12 protein-coding genes are annotated in these 19,223 nt (G+C 65.5%); 8 read left to right on the top strand and 4 right to left on the bottom strand.

The genetic code is table 11. From position 1 onward, the window contains the following. The first annotated feature begins 189 nt into the window (after positions 1-189). The 3 genes from AAG591_RS09340 to AAG591_RS09330 are packed head-to-tail and all read left to right on the top strand — an operon-like array spanning position 190 to position 4,312. Positions 190-1,767 carry a tryptophan halogenase family protein gene (locus AAG591_RS09340; RefSeq protein ID WP_342530921.1) on the top strand — a complete coding sequence of 526 codons (1,578 nt, stop codon included), beginning with the start codon at positions 190-192 and terminating at the stop codon, positions 1,765-1,767. Then, positions 1,764-3,299 (top strand): tryptophan halogenase family protein, encoded by a 1,536-nt coding sequence (locus tag AAG591_RS09335; RefSeq protein WP_342530920.1) that lies wholly within the window; start codon positions 1,764-1,766, stop codon positions 3,297-3,299. The genes AAG591_RS09340 and AAG591_RS09335 overlap by 4 nt, the downstream gene beginning before the upstream one ends. After that, positions 3,296-4,312 (top strand): cupin-like domain-containing protein, encoded by a 1,017-nt coding sequence (locus AAG591_RS09330; protein WP_342530919.1) that lies wholly within the window; start codon positions 3,296-3,298, stop codon positions 4,310-4,312. Before AAG591_RS09335 ends, AAG591_RS09330 begins: the two co-directional genes overlap by 4 nt. Here AAG591_RS09330 and AAG591_RS09325 read toward each other — a convergent pair. Genes AAG591_RS09325 through AAG591_RS09315 form a run of 3 tightly spaced genes read right to left on the bottom strand, consistent with a single transcriptional unit; the run spans position 4,305 to position 8,758 of the window. After that, the gene (locus tag AAG591_RS09325) at positions 4,305-5,765 is read right to left on the bottom strand and encodes a tryptophan 7-halogenase (RefSeq protein ID WP_342530918.1); all 1,461 of its coding nucleotides are present in this window, start codon (positions 5,763-5,765) and stop codon (positions 4,305-4,307) included. The two genes, AAG591_RS09330 and AAG591_RS09325, sit on opposite strands and share 8 nt — an antisense overlap. A gap of 10 nt (positions 5,766-5,775) precedes the next feature. Beyond that, positions 5,776-7,293, bottom strand: coding sequence for a tryptophan halogenase family protein (locus tag AAG591_RS09320; protein ID WP_342530917.1), 1,518 nt, complete (start codon positions 7,291-7,293; stop codon positions 5,776-5,778). A 58-nt stretch (positions 7,294-7,351) separates the two neighbouring features. Then, entirely contained in the window at positions 7,352-8,758 is a 1,407-nt protein-coding gene (locus AAG591_RS09315) for a sugar porter family MFS transporter (RefSeq protein WP_425341657.1), read from the bottom strand. A gap of 159 nt (positions 8,759-8,917) precedes the next feature. On the opposite strand from AAG591_RS09315, the gene AAG591_RS09310 reads away from it, so the two are divergent. After that, positions 8,918-10,462, top strand: coding sequence for an aldehyde dehydrogenase (NADP(+)) (locus AAG591_RS09310; protein ID WP_342531252.1), 1,545 nt, complete (start codon positions 8,918-8,920; stop codon positions 10,460-10,462). A gap of 49 nt (positions 10,463-10,511) precedes the next feature. On the opposite strand, the gene AAG591_RS09305 is transcribed toward AAG591_RS09310, so the two are convergent. Next, entirely contained in the window at positions 10,512-13,292 is a 2,781-nt protein-coding gene (locus AAG591_RS09305) for a phosphoenolpyruvate carboxylase (protein ID WP_342530915.1), read from the bottom strand. A gap of 214 nt (positions 13,293-13,506) precedes the next feature. Here AAG591_RS09305 and AAG591_RS09300 point away from each other — a divergent pair, with 214 nt between their 5' ends. The 4 genes from AAG591_RS09300 (at position 13,507) to AAG591_RS09285 (ending at position 19,218) form a co-directional block, all read left to right on the top strand. After that, positions 13,507-15,177: a sulfatase gene (locus tag AAG591_RS09300; protein ID WP_342530913.1), complete on the top strand. Its 1,671-nt coding sequence runs from the start codon at positions 13,507-13,509 to the stop codon at positions 15,175-15,177. A 186-nt stretch (positions 15,178-15,363) separates the two neighbouring features. After that, positions 15,364-15,882: an RNA polymerase sigma factor gene (locus tag AAG591_RS09295; protein ID WP_342530912.1), complete on the top strand. Its 519-nt coding sequence runs from the start codon at positions 15,364-15,366 to the stop codon at positions 15,880-15,882. Positions 15,883-15,920: 38 nt separating this feature from the next. Next, a complete protein-coding gene (locus tag AAG591_RS09290) occupies positions 15,921-16,844 on the top strand; it encodes a FecR family protein (protein ID WP_342530911.1) in 924 nt (307 codons plus the stop codon). A gap of 1 nt (position 16,845) precedes the next feature. Then, positions 16,846-19,218 carry a TonB-dependent receptor gene (locus tag AAG591_RS09285; protein ID WP_342530910.1) on the top strand — a complete coding sequence of 791 codons (2,373 nt, stop codon included), beginning with the start codon at positions 16,846-16,848 and terminating at the stop codon, positions 19,216-19,218. Positions 19,219-19,223 lie beyond the last annotated feature (5 nt).

The following is a 19,223-nucleotide window of genomic DNA, read 5'->3' as shown; positions in this document are numbered from 1 at the left end:
CCGTCGAACTGCTAGTGCGCAATTTAGCCATCCGGCCACCTCTCCCATGTTAGCGCTACCACAAAACGGTGCAGCGCGTGTTGTTTTTATCGGGGGCAAGTCATATCGGCAGTATTCGGCCTATGCAATACGCCGCAGCATCATTAGCCTGCACAGTGTTGCAAACAGGAAACAGCAGGCGAGCGGTGCATGGCGGAACCTAGAGATATCGTTACCTCGAACCGGATCGAAAAGGTCGTGGTCGTGGGCGGTGGCACCGCCGGATGGATGGCCGCTGCTGCGCTCTCCCGCTTTTTTGCCGACGGCAAGCGCACCATTACGCTGATCGAATCGAGCGAGATTGGCACCGTCGGCGTCGGCGAAGCGACCATCCCGCCGATCCGCAACTTCAACGGCATGCTCGACATTCCCGAGAACGAATTTCTCCGCGAGACGCGCGCGACATTCAAACTGGGGATCGAATTCGTCGACTGGGGCCGCCTGGGCGACCGCTACATTCACCCATTCGGCAATCTCGGCCGCGATTTTCACGGCATCGGCTTCCACCAGCTGTTCCTGCGCGAAGTTTTCCGGGGCGCCGCCGACCCATCCTCTTTCGCGGACTATTCGATGAGCGCGGTGGCCGCCGGGCTCAAGCGTTTCGGCCGCCCGTCGGCCGATGCACGCTCGCCGGTCAGCGAGATCAACTACGCCTTCCACTTCGATGCCACCCTCTATGCGGACTACCTGCGCCGCCTTGCCGAGCGGCAGGGAACGGTGCGCCGGGAGGGGAAGATCGTGCAGGTCCACCGCAATGGCGAGACTGGCGATATCGCGTCGGTGGTGCTCGAAAGCGGTGCAGAGATCGAAGGCGACCTGTTCATCGACTGCTCGGGCTTTCGCGGGCTCCTGATCGAGCAGGAGCTGGAAACCGGATATGAAGACTGGAGCCACTGGCTGCCGATGGATCGCGCCATCGCAGTCCCGACCCAGAACGTCGCCTCGCCCGATCCCTTCACCCGCGCCACCGCGCATACCGCTGGCTGGCAGTGGCGCATTCCACTGCAACACCGCACGGGCAACGGCCATGTCTTCTCGAGCAGATACATGGACGAGGACGAAGCCCGCTCGATCCTGCTCGACAATCTGGAGGGCGAGCCGCTGGCCGAGCCGCGGACGCTGCGGTTCACCACCGGAATGCGCAAGAAGGCGTGGAACCACAACGTCGTGTCGCTGGGTCTGTCATCCGGGTTTATCGAACCGCTCGAATCCACCAGCATCCACCTCGTACAGAATGGCATCGCCCGGCTGTTCGCGCTGTTCCCGGACAATCCCATCAGCCCGGCCGAGCGCGACGAGTATAATCGCGGGATGCGCGATGTTTACGAGGATGTGCGCGACTTCGTCATCCTCCACTACAAGGCGACGCAGCGTGACGATTCCGCATTCTGGCGCGATGTCCGCACGATGGACGTGCCCGAAAGCCTGGCGCGCAAGATGGAGTTGTGGCGGCTGCACGGCCGTGTTTTTCGCGAGAATGCCGAACTCTTCGCCCTGCCCAGCTGGGTGGCGGTGATGCTGGGGCAGAACATGTGCCCCGACGCCTATGACGCGATCGCCGACACGCTCGACGAAGCGAAGGTCCGCACCGCGATGCAGCAGATGCGCGAAGGCTATCGCGCGACCGCCGAACGCCTGCCCACGCAGGAGGAATTTCTCCGCCGGGCTGGCGCCTGGTACGAGGACACGCCAGCCGCCCCCTCGGTAAGTTTCGGGAGCTTCTCTTGAGCGCACAGCCGGTCAGCAAGATCGTGATTGTCGGCGGTGGCACCGCCGGGTGGATGGCCGCGGCGGGATTGTCCAGGGTGCTTGCCGGCCCGCGTGCACCCACGATCACGCTTGTCGAGAGCGAGGCGATCGGCACGGTGGGCGTCGGCGAGGCCACGATCCCGCAGATCATCGGGTTCAACAAGCTGCTCGGGCTGGACGAGAACGAGTTCGTTCGGGAAACCCACGCCACCTACAAGCTCGGCATCGAGTTCGTCGACTGGCTGCGCCCGGGGCATTCGTACATCCACCCTTTCGGGACCTACGGGCTCGACATGCTGGGGATCGAATTCCACCATTTCTGGCTGCGCGGCCGCGAGCTTGGCGACGCGACCGAGCTGGACGCCTATTCGATCGCGGCTGCAGCCGGGGCGGCGGGAAAATTCTACTGGCCGCAGTCCAACAACCCCAAGTCGCCGCTCTCGAAGCTGGCCTACGCCTTCCAGTTCGATGCCAGCCGCTATGCCAGGTTCCTGCGCAAGCGGGCCGAGCAACAGGGCGTCGTGCGGGAGGAAGGCAAGGTGGTCGAGGTGATGCAGGACGCTGAAAGCGGCTTCGTCACCGGCGTCCGGCTGGAGGACAATCGCTTGATCGAGGGAGAGCTGTTCCTCGATTGCTCGGGCTTCCGTTCCTTGCTGCTGGGGCAAGCGCTCGACGTACCTTTCGAAGACTGGTCGAAATGGCTGCCTTGCGACCGCGCGGTTGCCGTCCCCTGCACGCTTGCGGGCGAGCACCAGCCGCTGACCCGCTCCACCGCCCGCCCCGCCGGCTGGCAATGGCGCATCCCCTTGCAGCACCGCATCGGCAACGGGCACGTCTACTCATCCGCGCATATGGATCAGGAGGCAGCGACCGATCTGCTGCTTGCCAATCTGGATGGCGACCCGCTGGCCGAACCCAACCACCTGCGCTTCACCGCCGGTCATCGGGAGCGGTTCTGGGACAGGAACGTGATAGGCCTGGGTCTGGCGAGCGGCTTCCTCGAACCGCTGGAATCGACCGCGATCCACCTCGTCCAGTCGTCCATCGCAAGACTGCTGGCCTATTTCCCGACCACGGCTTTCGGTGGCGCCGAAATCGATCGCTTCAATGCGGAGACCGCGCGCGAATATCTCGACATCCGCGATTTCCTGGTTCTCCACTACAAGGCGAGCGAGCGCGACGACAGCGAGTTCTGGCGCTATTTTCGCCATCTCGACCCGCCCGAGGGATTGGCCGAGAAGATCGAGCTGTTTCGCAGTTCGGGCCGCGTGATCCGCGAACATGAGGAATTGTTCACCGAGGCGAGCTGGCTGGCGGTGATGGCCGGGCAAGGCATCGAACCGCAGTCCTACCATCCAGTCGCGGCCCTGCTTGACGATGCAGAGACCTTGCAACGGCTGGACCATATCAGGCAGGTTGTCGCGCATGCAGTGTCACAAATGCCCACCCAGGATCATTTCCTCGCCCAGCAAGGTAGCGCTATCGACGCGTCGGAACGCCTGACGCGATGATTCAACCGAACGACCTGCAGCCGGTCGAGGAGCGCCCTGCCCCGAAGACCCCCGAAGAACTGCGCGCCATCCGCGACGGCGTTCGACCGGTGGTGATGCGCGGGCTCGTTGCCGGATGGCCTGCGGTCGCGCGCGCCAGTGAAGGGGACGAGGCGATTGCCCGCTATCTCCTGGAAGGGGGTGTGACCCGCCCGGTCAACGCCATTGGCGCAGGCCCCGATGCGCAAGGGCGGTTCTTTTACAATTCCGATCTGACCGGTCTCAACTTCATCCGGGTTCAGGGGCGGCTCGAAACCTTCCTGCAGGATCTGCTGAAGGCCCGCGGCGTTTCCAACCCTCCCGCGATGGCCATGCAGTCGGAAACCATCAGCAATCTGCTGCCGGGGTTTCATCGCGACAACCGGCTGGATATCCTTCCCGATGTCGAACCGCGCATGTGGATCGGCAATCGCATCCGGGTTGCGCCGCATTTCGACACCAAGGAAAATGTCGCGTGCTGCGTCGCAGGTCGCAGGCGGTTCACGCTGTTCGCTCCGGACCAGACCGCGAACCTCTATCCCGGTCCATTCGAGGTAACGCCCGCCGGAGCGCCGATCAGCATGGTCGACCTCGATAATCCCGATCTGCAGACCTATCCCAAATTCACGACGGCGCTCGAAAATGCCGTTCAGGCCACGCTAGAACCCGGGGATGCGATCTACATCCCCTATTGCTGGTGGCATGGGGTGGAATCGCTCGATCCGGTCAGCATTCTCGTGAATTACTGGTGGACCGAAGGCGAGCCGGAGGGGATCGGGCAGCCTTACGACGCCTTGCTCCACGCCCTCCTTTCCCTGCGCCACCTGCCCCCCGCACAGCGAGATGCGTGGCGCGAATTCCTAGATTACTATGTGTTCGACCCCGAGGGCAAAGCGGGCGAGCACCTGCCGAAACACGCGCAAGGCGTACTCGGCGCGCCGAGCCCCGCGCTGTTCGACCATATGCGATCGCTGATCCGCTCGACGCTCAGCTAGGCTGCGTTACGGCTGCAATCCACTCGGCATAGGGCGGCGCCGCTTCCAGCGCCCTGTTTGCCAGCGTAGCAAATTCTGCCTGGGCGGCTTCGACCCCGCCCGGATCGGGGGAGCCTTCCTGCGGCGACATCCGCCGCTCGAAACCCAGCGCGCCGAGCAGGTCCATCTCCTCTTCCCTGAGCAGCGCGGATTCCTCGTGGAAGGGCATGCGCCCCCTTCGCACGAATTGATCGAGCGCGATCTGCACTGCCTCGGGCACCTCGACCTCGCCGAAAACGCGGCGTGCGCGGGGCGTGGCGTAATGGAACGCGAGCAGGTCGCGCGTGGTGTCCATCATCAGCCCGGCGCGGCGGTTGTACTCCGCGCGTTCGAGCGGCTCGATCCCGCGACCGGGCAGCATTTCCAGCAGCAAGTCCAGCTGGCGGTGCGCAAGATCGAGGTTGAGGTTGGCCAGGGGTTCGAACTGCGCGCTGGAATCGCCGATGGCGATCACGTTCCCCTGCCAAGGTTCGGCGACTCGGCCGGGCGACACAGGCATTACGGCGATGGGATTGGTCCCCAGCGCCGCGATTGCCGCCTGATCGCTCGTCCGCTCGCCCACGCCCAGGATCGTCAGCAATCCGTCGCGCCCCGCCTGTTCGATCAGCCAGCCCTCTTCCAGCAGGGTGATACGATCTTCCAGCGCGATCATGGGCTCCCCGGCAGCGGCGATGAACACGCGGCGGGTGGGGAGCGATGCACTCCAGTCAATCGTCGCGAAGTCTGGCAAGGCCGAAGCGAGAAGCGCTGCCGGGCCGCTGCAATCGACGAACAGGTCGGCCTCCAGCCAGCCCAGCCCCTGGATGTTCAGGCCCCTGATACCGCCCGCCCCGTCGCGCTCGATCGTTTCGATCGGCGCCTGCACATGGCCGATGCCCAGTTGCCCGGCGTGCTCGACCAGCAGGGCGCGGTAGGCGGGAGGGTTCCAGCGCAGGGCGTACTCGATCAGCGAGAGCGGCGTCTCGCGATCCGCGGGCGGCAGCGCAAAGCGCCCCACGTCGGTGAGCACTTCGGCAAGCGATCCGGCAGGCCGTTCGCCACCTTCAATATTCGGCCCACCGCCCCAGTCGCGGCCGAACCGCGCGCGCATCGCGCGGCCATTCCACCCGCCATGCGCGAAAAGCCCGCGCTGATCTTGCGAACTCCAGCCGAAGTAGCGCGTGCTCAACCGATGGCTCGCAGCGGCGGTGGCGATCATCCGCTCTTCGTCGATCCCCAAACGATCGTGCAGGCTCGCCGTGAAGGCGAGCGAAGTGGCAGCGAAGTCGGCGAAGGCTGGCCCCTGTGGCGCGACCGCCAGCAGCACCACTTCAGTGGCCGGCAGGGCCCGACGCAGAGCTATCGCGGTGAGCAGAGCAACCTGCCCGCTTCCCGCGACGACTATCCTGCGCAAGGGTTCGCGCGGTTCGCTCATCACGGGCTCCTCACGATGCTTCTGCCAGACGGGATGTCTCGCGTTCCAGATACTCGCGATGGCCCGGCATCCGCGAGACCTCGCTGGCGATTTCCCGGCGCAGGCGCTCGGCGGCAGCCTTCAACCTTTCCGGGTCGACCATGCCGGTGCGGGAATCGTGCCGCTGCGGGAGCAACCCCTGCCCGACGTAGACTGCGATCCAGCTCGCATCGAAAAACAGGCCGTCGGAATATTTCTCGATCCGCCCCGTCTTTCGCCACAGTTCCAGCTTGTCGCCGAGGCTGTCGGGCACAGTCATCGTCCGCACATGGTTCCAGAATTCGGAATCGTCGCGCGTGGTGGCGTGATAGTGGAGGATCAGGAAATCGCGGACCCGGTCGTATTCCATGTCGACCAATTGGTTGAACGCATCGCGGTCTGCGGGCTCGATCCCACCGGGTTCGGGAAACAGCTCGATCAGGTAGGTAATCGCCATCTGCGCGAGGTAGATCGAGGTCGATTCCAGCGGTTCGAGGAAGCCGCTCGCCAGCCCGACCCCTACCACGTTGTGGCTCCATGACCTGCGCCGCCTGCCGGGCCGGAAGCGCAGCACGCGCGGGTCGGCCAGTGGCTCGCCTTCGGCGGCACTGCGGATCGCTTCGCACGCGGCATCTTCGTCGGTGAAGGCGCTAGAAAACACGTAGCCGTTGCCCATCCGGTGCTGGAGCGGGATCTGCCAGCGCCAGCCCGCAGGCATGGCGGTCGCAGTGGTATACGGCCGGATATCCTCGGTCGCGTGCGTGCATGGCATCGCGGCGGCACGGTCGCACGGCAGCCAGTGCGACCAGTCCTCCCACTCCTCGTCCAGCTCCTGCCCCAGCAGCAGCGAACGAAAGCCGGAGCAGTCGACGAACAGGTCGCCTTCGATCCGCCGCCCGTCGTTCAGCAGCAGCGCGGTGACATTGCCGGTGTCGCCATCGCGCTCGACATTCGTGACCAGGCCTTCGTGACGGGTCACGCCGACCGATTGGCCGAATTGGCGCATGAAGGGTCCGAACAAGGTCGCATCGAACTGGTAGGCGTAGCCATAGGTAGAGGAGAGCGAGAGGTCCTGGCTCGGCGGCTGGAATCGGTTGGCGAGTGCTGCGGCAACGCACATGGAATATTCGCCGAGGGGCGCAGCCTCGCCGCGCCGCTGAAGCTCCAGCCAGTAGTGGTGGAAGCCGACGCCGGCGAGTTCCTCTCCGAACGATCCGAACGGGTGGATATAGCTTTCGCCGATCCGCCCGAAATCGCGAAAGTCGATCCCCAGCTTGTAGGTCGCGTGGGTCGCCTTCATGAACTCGGCTTCGCGAATGCCGAGGCGTTCGACGAAACCGCGGATGTGGGGCAAGGTCGCCTCGCCCACACCGATGATGCCGATATCCTCGCTCTCGATCAGGTCGACCGAGGCGCGATCCGGCAACAGCTTGGCCAGGCTGGCGGCGGTCATCCACCCGGCGGTGCCTCCGCCGAGGACGACGACCTTCAGGGGTGCATGGCGATCCATCGCGACACGCTACCTGCCGGGGCCGCTCGCACGCAAAGCGACACGGCCCCGCACAGGGTCAGCCCTGCATGTCTTCCAATTCGATCCCCTTGGTCTCTCGCACAAGCATCCACACGAAGACGATCGAGATCGCGGCGCTGGCGGCGTAGAAGCCATAGGCGCCGGTCAGGCCGATGCTGGCGAGCATGATCGGGAAGGTCATCGTGATGCCGAAGTTGGCGATCCACTGCGCGAAGCCGCTGACCGCAAGGCCCGACCCGCGGATCTGGTTGGGGAACATCTCGCCCAGCATCACCCACATCACCGGGCCCCAGCTGAAGTTGAAGAACGCGACATAGAGGTTCGCGGCGACCAGCGCGGCCAGACCGGCATCGTCGGACAGGCTCAGCTTCCCGTCGATCAGCTCACCGCTCATGAACGACACCGCCATCACGGTCAGCGTGATCGCCATCCCGATGGAACCGATCAGCAGCAGCGGCTTGCGTCCGATCCGGTCGATCAGCAGGATCGCGAGCATCACCGCACCGATCGAGATCGCCCCGCTCAGGATGTTGATCTTGAGCGCATCGCTCTCGCTGAAGCCGACCGCCTGCCACAGCACCGCGCCGTAGTAGAACACGACGTTGATGCCGACGAGCTGCTGGAACACGGCAAGCCCGATACCGGTCCACACGATCGGGCGGATCTTGCCGGTGGTCTTGTTGACCAGATCGGACAGGCGCGGGCGGTGGTCGCTGGCGAGCGAGGCTTCGATTTCGCTCACCTTGCGCTGGGCGAAGTCCGCGCCGAACAGCCGCTCCAGCACGCCATGCGCATCGCCGCCGCGCGACCGGCTGACGAGGTAGCGCGGGCTTTCCGGGATGAACAGCAGCGCCACGAGGAAGATCGTCGCGGGCACCAGCTCGATCCAGAACATCCAGCGCCATGCCTCGAAACCGAGCCAGAATTCCTGGATCGACGACCCGGCATATTCAGCCAGAAGGTAGTTGGAGAGGAACGCGGCAGTCAGCCCGATGATGATCATCACCTGCTGGATGCTGGAAAGCCGCCCGCGGAGGTGTGCCGGGGTGACCTCGCTGATGTAAACCGGCGCGAGCACGCTCGCTGCGCCAACCGCCAGACCGCCGATGATGCGGTAAACGACGAACTCGGTCGAAGATCCGGCGATGCCAGAGCCGTATGCGCTGATGATGAAGCACACCGCCGCGATCAGCAGCGTCTTCTTGCGCCCGATAATGTCGGCCATGCGACCGGCGAAAAATGCGCCGACGGCACAACCGAGCAGCATCGATGCCACGTTGAACCCGGTCCCGACATCGTCCGAATTGAACGCCAGTCGCAGTCCATCGACCGTTCCGTTGATGACCCCGCTATCGAATCCGAAAAGAAATCCACCAAGCGTCGCGACCGCCACGATCGCCGTGATCAGCCCCATATTGGTGCCGCTTTGTGCGTTGTCCAAAATCCCACTCCCTCGCATCCGGTTGCATCACCGGCTCTTTATGTTAGCGCTACCTACGATGGAATCCCGGGCAAGCGCAAGACACCTTTCTACGCCGTGCCGCAGGATTGTCAGCCACCATAAATCGACAGGAGAGCGAGAGTGACGATTACGGGCGAAAACATGATCGCAGGCGAACGCCGCCAATCGGGAAAAACCTTCCGCGCGAAGGATGCAGCGACTGGCGAGGCTTTCGGCGAACCCTTCTTCGCAGCCAGCGATGCCGATGTCGCCGATGCATGCGAGGCTGCGGCCGAAGCGCAGAAGGCGTTCGGCGCCATGCCGCTGGGCGAGCGTGCCGCGTTCCTGCGCCTTGTCGCAGACAAGATCGACGCGCTCGGCGACACACTGACCCGGCGCGCGATGAAGGAAAGCGGCCTGCCCGAGGCGCGTCTGAACGGGGAGCGCGGGCGTACCGTCGGCCAGCTGCGCCTGTTCGCGGACGAGGTGGAGAACGGCGCGTGGCAGCTTTTACGCATCGACCATGCCGACCCGGGTCGCACGCCGCCCAAGCCCGACCTGCGCCTGCGGATGATCCCGCTGGGCCCGGTGGCGGTGTTCGGCGCGTCCAACTTCCCACTCGCCTTCTCGGTCGCAGGCGGCGACACCGCCTCCGCCTTCGCGGCGGGCTGCTGCGTCGTGGTGAAGGGTCACCCCGCGCACCCCGGCACCAGCGAACTGGTCGCGGGCGCGATCGAGCAAGCGGTTGCCGAAGCGGGACTGCCTGCGGGCGTGTTCTCGCTGCTCAACGGTACAGAGAATGCGCTGGGTGAGGCGCTGGTGAAAGACCCGCGCATCGCGGCGGTCGGCTTCACCGGGTCGCGCGGCGGCGGCCTTGCCCTTATGCGCCATGCTGCCAAGCGCCGCGTACCGATCACCGTCTATGCCGAGATGAGCAGCGTCAATCCGGTCACATTGCTGCCCGCACGCCTTGCCGAAGCGCCCGAGGATCTGGCGCGCGCCTATGTCGGGTCGCTGTCGATGGGTGCGGGCCAGTTCTGCACCAATCCCGGCATCGTGCTGGCGGTGGAGAGCGATGCGCTGGCCACCTTCATCGCCACCGCGCGCGACGAGCTGGCCAATGTCGCCGGACAGACGATGCTGACCACCGGCATCCAGCGGGCCTTCGACGAAGGCGCGGGACGTCTGGCAAAGCGTGCGGGCGCGGAGCTGGTCGGCTACGGCAAGGAAACCTCCGGCACTTGCGGACGCGCGCAGGTCTTCACCGCATCGGCGGACGCCTTCCTCGCGGACGAAGATTTCCAGGAAGAGGTTTTCGGCCCCGCCTCGCTGATCGTGCGGTGCAAGGATCTGGACCAGGTGGCGCAGGTGCTAGCAGGCATGGAAGGCCAGCTGACCACGACGCTGCACATGAATGCGGACGACCACGACGCCGCCGCGACGCTGATGCCGATCCTCGAACAGCTGGCCGGGCGCATCATCGCCAATGGATGGCCCACCGGCGTCGACGTGACGCATGCGATGGTGCACGGCGGGCCGTTCCCCGCGACTTCGGACGGACGCACGACCTCTGTCGGTACGCTCGCGATTGAACGCTTTGTGCGCCCGGTGTCCTATCAGGACATGCCCGAGACGCTGCTACCCGCCGCCATCCGCGACAGTGAAAGCGGCACGCTGCGCCGGATCGACGGCCAGTATCAGCTCTAGCCAATATAGCGGGCGGCTGGTCGCTTCCGAACAGCCGCCCGCTTGGGCCCTAACCGTGCGCGCCGAACTGATTGGCGATCGCTGTCGAGATTTTCAGGCACAGCTCGTACGCCTGCTCGATCGGTTCGATATAATCGCGCCGGATCGCGGCGTAGCCATCGCCCTCACCGGATGGATAATCGCCCGCCTCGGCAACGGGAAAATCGCTCTTGCGCGCAATGTCGGTCGGGTACGCACGGCGTAGCTGCGCGAGCGCGTCGTCGATCCGCAGCGAGAACACCATTTCGAGCACGTCGGTGCGGCTGATGTCGTTCGCCCGGCTGAACGCAGGCACCGACACCACTTTGAGGAACATGTGCTGGAGCAGTGCGAGACGCAGCGCCTGTAGCGCACCGATCGTGCGCCGCACGCTCTCGCGCTCTGGGTCGTGCGCTTCCTCGGGAAGCAATTCGAGCAGGCGGTGGAACTTGAGTGCATCGACGCGCAGGCGCGACGCCAGGCGGCGGAACACGCCCGTCCGGTCGTCCCCGATCAGGTATTCGGCCAGTGCTTCGCAGCTGCGTGCCAGATGGCCCTCGGTCCCGCGATAGGTACGGCTTGCCCAGTAGGCAGAGTTGAACAGCTCGCCATGCGCGGCAACCGTCTTGATGCTCGCCAGCGAATCGGAGGCCCGCGCCAGGCGCATGATCTGCTGGCCCCGCGCACTTTCGGAAAGCAGGGTGGCGATATCCTCGTAATTGCCTGCCGCCGCGCTCCCGATCCCGGAGATGATGTTTACCGGGTAGCCGAGTTGCTGGAGGATCGCATTGTGCGGGATCGCACGGATCTGCCGCAGGCTCATCTCGCGTTCGGCGTTGAGGTCGGACTGGCGACGCGACTTGCGGCTGCCGGTCTGGTTCAGCAGGCCCAGACCGAAACTGGTGATTGCCCGCGAATAGGTCCGGCTTTCCAGATGATCGTGCTGATGTTCCTTCACCGCACGATAGAAATCGAGGCTCAGGTCGGTGCGGCGGTAGAAGGGGTCGACCGGCGCGTCGGTGTCGCCGATCTCGGGCGTCAGCGCGGCAATCTGCGTCAGCGTAGCCAGTGCCAGTTCGGGGCCTGCGAAGAACAGGTATCCGTCGCCGCCCTGGAAACTCGCCTCGGCCTCCAGCCGGATTCCTGCTCGTGCGAAGCGGCGGCGGGCCCATGGGCTCAGCGGCCACTCAAGCCGGTCGGCAAAGCTGGCCGGATGGGCACCGCGGCCCATCCCCTCGCCATGCGTGTTGAAGATCAGCGCAGCGACATCGGTGAGGTCGTTCGCCACCATCGCTTCTGCAAGCCGCCCCTGAAGCCGCTCGATCGCGAGGCTTGCGGGCACCTGGCCGACGAAGCGGCCGGCATCGGAAAACCCGGTCTGGATGGCGATCCGCCCGCGATGGCGGGCGTAAGTCTTGTAGCTCTCCTCCGCGAGCAACGCGTCGAGGAAGCGACCGCCGTGCTCCAGCGCGCTCTCGGTCTCGAACAGGGGCGAAATGTCGATCCGGTCTTCGATCCCGAACAGGCGCGCGAAATAAAGCGCGGCGAGCATGGTCGCGGGCTGTTCGCATTCGGCAACCAGCATCCGGATCGGGGCATCGCCATCGATATGCTTGAGGATCTGCGCCATCGCGAGGAACTGGCGAACGGCGGTGCTGCTTTCGACGGCAAGGCTGGCGAAGTTGGCGCGCTGCGGTTCGGCGTTCGCCAGCAGATCGCGCAAGGCAGCCATCGCACCGCGGCTGGACAGGTCGATTTCCTGATCGTCCAGTTCGCGCCGGATGGCGTTATGGAGCTGCTTGGCGTTCACGCGGAAATGGATCCAGCCCATACCGAGCCCATCGGCGCGCATGGCGGCGGTCAGCGTGCGGAGCGCGACGGCCTTTTCCGGCTCCGCGTCGCGCGCGTCCGCCTCCAGCTGCTCGATCAGCGGTTCGAGCGTGAGGAGCTTGTTCTCCCCGTCCTGCGTCATCCGGTCCGCGGCGGCGGTCAGCTCGGTCGGGTTGGAGAGATCGCCTGCGAAGCTTTCTGCAAGGCTCGCTGCCCGGACCTGCGCGTCCTGGAGCGGGGCGAGCAGCGCGTGGCCGGCATCGATCCGGTCGAGCGCGTCGCCGTATCGTTCCAGTCGCTGCGCCTTTTCCGAAAGGCGGAACGCGATCGAGTTGTACCAGGTGATGTCGGTGCGCCCGTCCATGTCGTACCCGACCCAGGTGGCGAAACGGAACGGCAGCGGATCGAGCTCCTGCCAGCGATCGGGCCAGCGCTGCTGCGCTGCTCGCAGAACCGCCGCAACGATCATGTCGCGCGCATCCTGCGCGTGTGCCATCGCCGCCATCGCGCGCTCGTGTTCGTAGCGCAGGGTAATCTCGGGTGCTTCGGCCGTCTTGTCGCTCGGCGGGGTTTCGCCCGTTAGCGCGCCCTGCGCGACCGCGGCGGATTGCGCGGGAGTCAGCAGGAAGGTTGGATGGGCGGTGAAAACGGCGTGCATCCGGGGGTGCGACCACGCGTCGCGAAAAGCATCGAAGTCGTCGCCGTTCGCATCGGCCAGCGCATCGAGGCGGGTTTCGCGGGTGTCGGGTTCGAGCAGCCTGCGCAGTCGGGACGCGCGTGTATCGAGCGATTGTTCGACCAGCGCATCGACCAGCTCGCCGACCGCTTCGAGAGACACATCGCCCCCTTCGAGCGCGCGCGAGAAATCGTGCGCCAGCTGGAAGACGGGATTGAAAAGCGGTGTTTCACGCGTGCGCTGATGCAGTTCCTGCAGCCGCTCGGTGAGATCGTGCAGGCTCGTCAGGACCGGTTGATCGCTCATTATTTTCCCCTTGTCACGATGCCCGAACGGCTTCGGCGCGCGAGAGGTCCCAAGTCAAGCGAACGAGCCGCGCATGGCGGGCGCATTCGTCTGCATCGTGAAATATCGAAGGACAGCCCGCCGGGGATGGCGGCATTTCGATCCTGCGACTGCGATTTCCATGTTCCTGCGCGCTGTGGCATGGCAGACGTTTCCTTGGGAGGGGAAGACGCGCATGAAGCTGTGGCAAAAGAGCCTGATCGGGATCGCCGGTCTGGTCGTCGTGCTCGGCCTGGTCGGATGGATATTCCGCACCGATCTGCTGCTATGGGCGGTCTCGCTGAAGGACAACGGCCCGATCGCCGAAGAGACCATGGCGCTCGACTGGCATGTGCCCGGCGGGCCCGCACCCGCAACATCGGGCGATCGCCCACCCAATATCGTCCTGATCCTGGCCGACGATCTGGGCGTGAACGACATTTCGACCTTCGGCGGCGGCGTGGCCGGGGGGCTCGTCCCGACCCCGAACATCGACCGGATCGCGCGCGATGGCGTCGCCTTTACCCAGGGGTATGCCGGCAATGCGACCTGCGCCCCATCCCGCGCAATGCTGATGACCGGCCGCTACCCGACCCATACCGGCTTCGAGTTCACCCCCACGCCCGACAATATGGCGCGTGTCGTGACGACTGTGAATGCAGACATCCGCCCCGACCTGCCGCCGATCGAATACGACGCGCAGGCCAATCACGATGCGCCTCCCTTCGCCGAGCAGGGCCTCCCGGCGAGCGAGATCACCATCGCCGAATTGCTGAAAGCGCGCGGCTACAGCACGATGCATATCGGCAAGTGGCACATGGGCGAGGCGCGCGAGTTCGACGCATTGACGCAGGGCTTCGATCACAGCCTCGTCCTCAGCGAACTCGGCTATCTACCCAAGGACGATCCGCGCGTGGTCAATGCGCCGGTCGATTTCGATCCGGTCGACCGCTTCCTGTGGGCCCGGGCGCGCTTCGGCAATCGCTTCGACCGGTCGCAGGCGTTTACGCCAGGTGGCTACCTGACCGATTACTGGACCGACGAGGCTCTGTCCGCGATCGATGCCAACAAGGATCGGCCGTTCTTCCTCTACCTCGCACATTGGGCGGTGCATTCGCCGTTGCAGGCCACGCGAGAGGATTACGAGGCTGTGGGCGACATCCAGCCGCACCGGCTTCGCGTGTATGCAGCGATGGTCCGCGCGCTCGACCGAAGCGTGGGGCGTATTCTCGACAAGCTTGAAGAGGAAGGGCTCGCCGGTAACACACTCGTCCTGTTCTCCAGCGACAACGGCGCGCCAGGATATATCGGCCTGCCCGATGTCAACGCGCCCTATCGCGGCTGGAAGATCACCCTGTTCGAAGGGGGCGTGCGGGTTCCGCTGATGATGCGATGGCCCGCGCAGCTCCCCGCAGGGCGGCAGGTGCGCGCTCCGGCAACCCATGTGGACCTGTTCAGCACCATCGCCGCTGCCGCAGGCGCCACCCTGCCCGGCGATCGACCGATCGACGGGGTCGATCTGCTGCCCGTCGCGAGCGGCCGTGGCCCGCTCGAACGGCCGGACGGCGCGATCTTCTGGCAGAGCGGAACGATCCGCGCGGTGCGCGCGGGCGACTGGAAACTGATGACCGACGATATCCGCAAGTCGGCTTGGCTTTACGATCTGGCGAACGATCCGACCGAGCGGGTCAATCTGATCGGCAAACGCCCCGAACAGGAAAAGCGCCTGCGCGCCATGCTCGCCGCGCATCACCGCAATCGCGAGCCGCCGCTCTACCCGTCGGTCGTGAAAATGCCCGTCATGATCGACAAGACACTGGCGGACACCTACGAGGATGGGGACGAATACACCTATTGGGCGAACTGATGCCGGTGGGAGAAGCGCATTTCCAGCTTCACCCCCGGCCGCCTATCTCCCGGCCACGCACCTCATTGGCGGCGCACCGCGGCAAGCTGACATGCGTTCCCCGGCCGCGCTGAAGGACATAGACCTTTCGCGCATCGGCCATCGCGCCTATTCAGCGCACTCCATCGAACCCCGACGACACCGACAATGTCCGCCCCCACCCCCCTCGGCCTGGCCTTCCACGAGCATCGCGACCAGCTGCTCCGGTTCCTGCGCGCGCGCGGTGCGGGCGATGCGGCGGAAGACCTGCTGCAAGAGGTGTGGATCAAGGTGAGCAGCGCAAAGCCCGGCCCGATCGCGTCGCCCAAAGCCTACCTGTTCAGCACCGCGAACCGGCTGATGATCGATCACTACCGCTCCGCCAAACAGGCTGCGCAGCGCGAACGCAACTGGACCGAGGCGAGCGGTGGTGCCGTGACGGACCAATCGGATGCCCCTTCGGCGGAGCGCGTGGTGCTAGGGCAGGAATACGCCCTCCTCGCGCAGCGGACGCTCGACGAGCTGGGACCCCGCCCCGCCGCGATCTTCCGCCGACACCGGGTCGACGAGGTTCCGCAGCGCAAAATCGCGGAGGAATTCGGGGTCAGCCTGAGCACGGTCGAGAGCGATTTGCGCCGTGCCTATCGCGCGCTTGCCGAATTGAAGGAGCGTATGGATGAGGTTTGACGTCCACGTCTCCGTCCTTGCAGCAGGAGATTTGCATCGTGTTGCATGACGATACCATTCGGGAAGAAGCGCTGGCTTGGGCCGTGCGTACTGGCGACCCGGCATTCGACGACTGGGACGGCTTCACCGATTGGCTCGAAGCCGATCCGGCGCATGCCGCCACCTATGATGCCGTGGCCGCTGCGGTGACCGATGGCGTCGCGGCAGAGGCGAGCCGACCGCTGGCGGACAACGATGACGATGCCATCGAACGGCGCGTCACGCGGCGCCGGTTCGGCGGCGCGATGATCGCAGGCCTCGCCGCGCTGGCCGCTTTCGGGATGTGGCAGGCGGAAGGCGGGCCGACGACCTACAGCACCCTCCCCGGTAAAACGCGCCTGATCGCGCTCGACGACGGCGGATCGATCGAACTGGCGGGCGGGTCCAAGCTGATTCTCGGCGAAGAGGGCGATCATTTCGCAAGGCTGGAGGACGGGCAGGCGCTGTTCACGCTCCACCACGACGCCAGCGAGCCCTTCACGGTTGCTATCGGGGAGGACCGGCTGGTCGATATCGGCACCGTGTTCGACGTGCGGACCGGCGATGGTGATTTGACCGTCGCCGTGTCGCAAGGGGCCGTGCTGTTCAATCCGCAAGGCCAGAACGTGCGGGTCGATCCGGGCGAAGTGCTTACCAGTGCAACCGGTTCGAGCGATTACGAGGTGAGGAGCGTCCCACCCGAGATGATTGGCGAATGGCGCGACGGGCGGCTGACCTTCCAGCAGGCAAGCCTTTCCCGCGTCGCCACCGATCTGAGCCGGGCGACGGGCATCGATTACACGGCTGCGCCCGGCAACGAGACGCAGTCGGTCTCCGGCAGCGTGCTGATCGCGCCGCTCAAGGACGATCCGCAGGCGATCGGGGCCTTGCTGGGTATCTCTGTCCGCAAGGGCAAAACGGGCTGGGTGCTGGACGCGCGCTAGAATGCGGATCGTCTGGATCCTTCTGGCCGCGTTCGTCGCGCTGCTGTCTACCCCCGCCGCGGCGGAGCGCGTCGCGGTGCAATCCCCTGCGGGGACGCTTTCGGATGCGGCCATCGTGCTCGCACGCCAGACGCGCACCAGCATCGTCATTACCGACCCGGCCCTGGCCAGACGACACGTGAAGGCGCTTCGCGGCCAGATGGAAACGGACGACGCGATCCGACGCCTTGCCCGGATGGCCGACGCGCGGGCGGTCTCCGTCGGGCCGTCGGCTTGGCGGATCGAAGCCGGCGAAAAGCGACCTCGGAAGGCCGCCCAGCCCCGTACCCGTAAGCCGCCCCCTGCCGTGGCGCCCAGCGAGGCGGCGCCCCCACCCCCACCCCCGCCCCCGGTCGAGATTTTGGTCGTCGCCAGCAAGCGGAGCGCCCGGCTGGAAGAGTTCGCCGGGCAGGTCTCCATGCTCGATGGCGACGATCTCGAATTCGGGGGGATCGGCGGGACCGAGAAGATTGCGGAGCAGGTCGCGACCGTCTCCTCCACCTATCTCGGCAGCGGGCGCAACAAGCTGTTCATTCGCGGGATCGCGGATTCGAGCTTCACCGGGCCTACACAGGCGACCGTGGGGCAATATCTCGGCGACCTGAGGCTGAGCTACAATTCGCCCGACCCCGATTTGCGATTGTCCGACCTGAGCCGGGTCGAAGTGCTCGAAGGCCCTCAGGGGACGCTTTACGGTGCAGGATCGCTCGGCGGGATCATCCGGCTCGTGCCCAACGAGCCCGAACTGGGTTTGTTCGATGCATCGGGTATGGTGGGCGGATCGGTCACGCAGCACGGCCAGCCGGGTGCAGACTTGAATGCGATGCTCAACATGCCGCTGGCAGGCGACAGCGCCGCGTTGCGGCTGGTGGTCGATGCCGCGACGCAGGGCGGCTATATCGACAAGCCTCTGCTGGGGCGAAACGACGTCAACCGGACGGACATCCTCGGCGGTCGCGCGATTGCCCGGCTCGAATTCGCACCCGGGTGGACGGCAGACCTGATCGCGCTGGGCCAGTCGACTCGCGCTGCAGACAGCCAGTATGCCGATCGCTTCGGCCCTCCCCTGACGCGGGCGGCGCGTGTTCGCGAAGGGGCGGAAGCAGACTACAGGCAGGGGCAGTTCATTATCTCCGGCGCATTCGGTGCCGTTCAGTTTAGAACCTCCACCGGTATCGCGTGGCACGATCTCGAAGAACGGTACGACGCAACCGCACCCGACGGCGCGCCGCGCCTATTCACCCAGCGCAACGACACGCGCATGATCGCGAACGAGACGCGGCTGTGGCAGCCGCTCGGCAGCCGCTTCGGCTGGCTCGCGGGCATCAGCCTGACCGAGAACCGCACCCAGCTGAACCGGTCGCTCGAAACCGACGAGCTCAGCGCCAGCGCCACCGGCGTTCTGAACGAGGTTTCCGAATTCACGCTTTACGGGGAGGCGAATGCGCGCCTGTTCGACGGGCTGATCGCCACCGCAGGCGCACGCTATACGCGATCGCAACTTGGCGGCGCGGGCGAGGACGTCCCGCTTGCCGTCGCCATCGCCGGACGCGAGATCACCGCCAGCCGCGACGAGACGGCCTTCCTCCCGTCTTTTTCGCTGCTCGCCGAGGTGTTACCCGAAACCAGTCTGTACCTCCGATATCAGGAGGGGTTTCGCCCCGGCGGGCTCGCCATCGAAGGCAACTTCGTGCGCCGTTTCCGCAATGATCGGGCGGCGACCTTCGAATTCGGCCTGCGTCATGGGCGGCCGGGGCGCGGGCCTTTCGATCTGACCGCCAGCATCGCGCATACCCGCTGGCGCGACATCCAGGCCGATTTCATCGACGCCTTCGGCTTGCCGAGCACCGCCAATATCGGCGACGGACGGGTCTGGACCGCCAGCATTTCCGGCAGCGTGGAGCTTGCGCCTGCGCTCCGCGTGAACGGCGGCTTCACCTATAACGACAGCGCGATCGACCAGCCCGATGCCGCATTTCTGACCCGCACGATGCAGGTCCCCAACATCGCCCGGTATGCCGGGCGGGCCGGTGTCGATTATCGCAGGACGATCTCGGGCAATCTTGAACTGACCGCGAAGGGCTGGGCCAGCTATATCGGCAAGTCGCGCCTCGGCCTGGGTCCGGAACTCGGCGAGTTGCAGGGTGACTATTTCGACAGCGGTCTCGTCGTCCGCGTGGGGCGTGACAGCCTCGGCATTTCCCTGGGCATCACCAATATCGCCGATGTCGAGGGCAACCGTTTTGCGCTTGGCACGCCCTTCGCCGTCGGGCGCGAGCACATTACTCCGCTCCAGCCGCGCACCATCCGCCTCGGCATCGACGCCAGCTTCTGAAAATA

Source organism: Citromicrobium bathyomarinum (assembly GCF_038594485.1).
GTDB lineage: Bacteria > Pseudomonadota > Alphaproteobacteria > Sphingomonadales > Sphingomonadaceae > Alteriqipengyuania > Alteriqipengyuania bathyomarina_A.
This window is presented reverse-complemented; position numbering and strand designations above follow the sequence as displayed.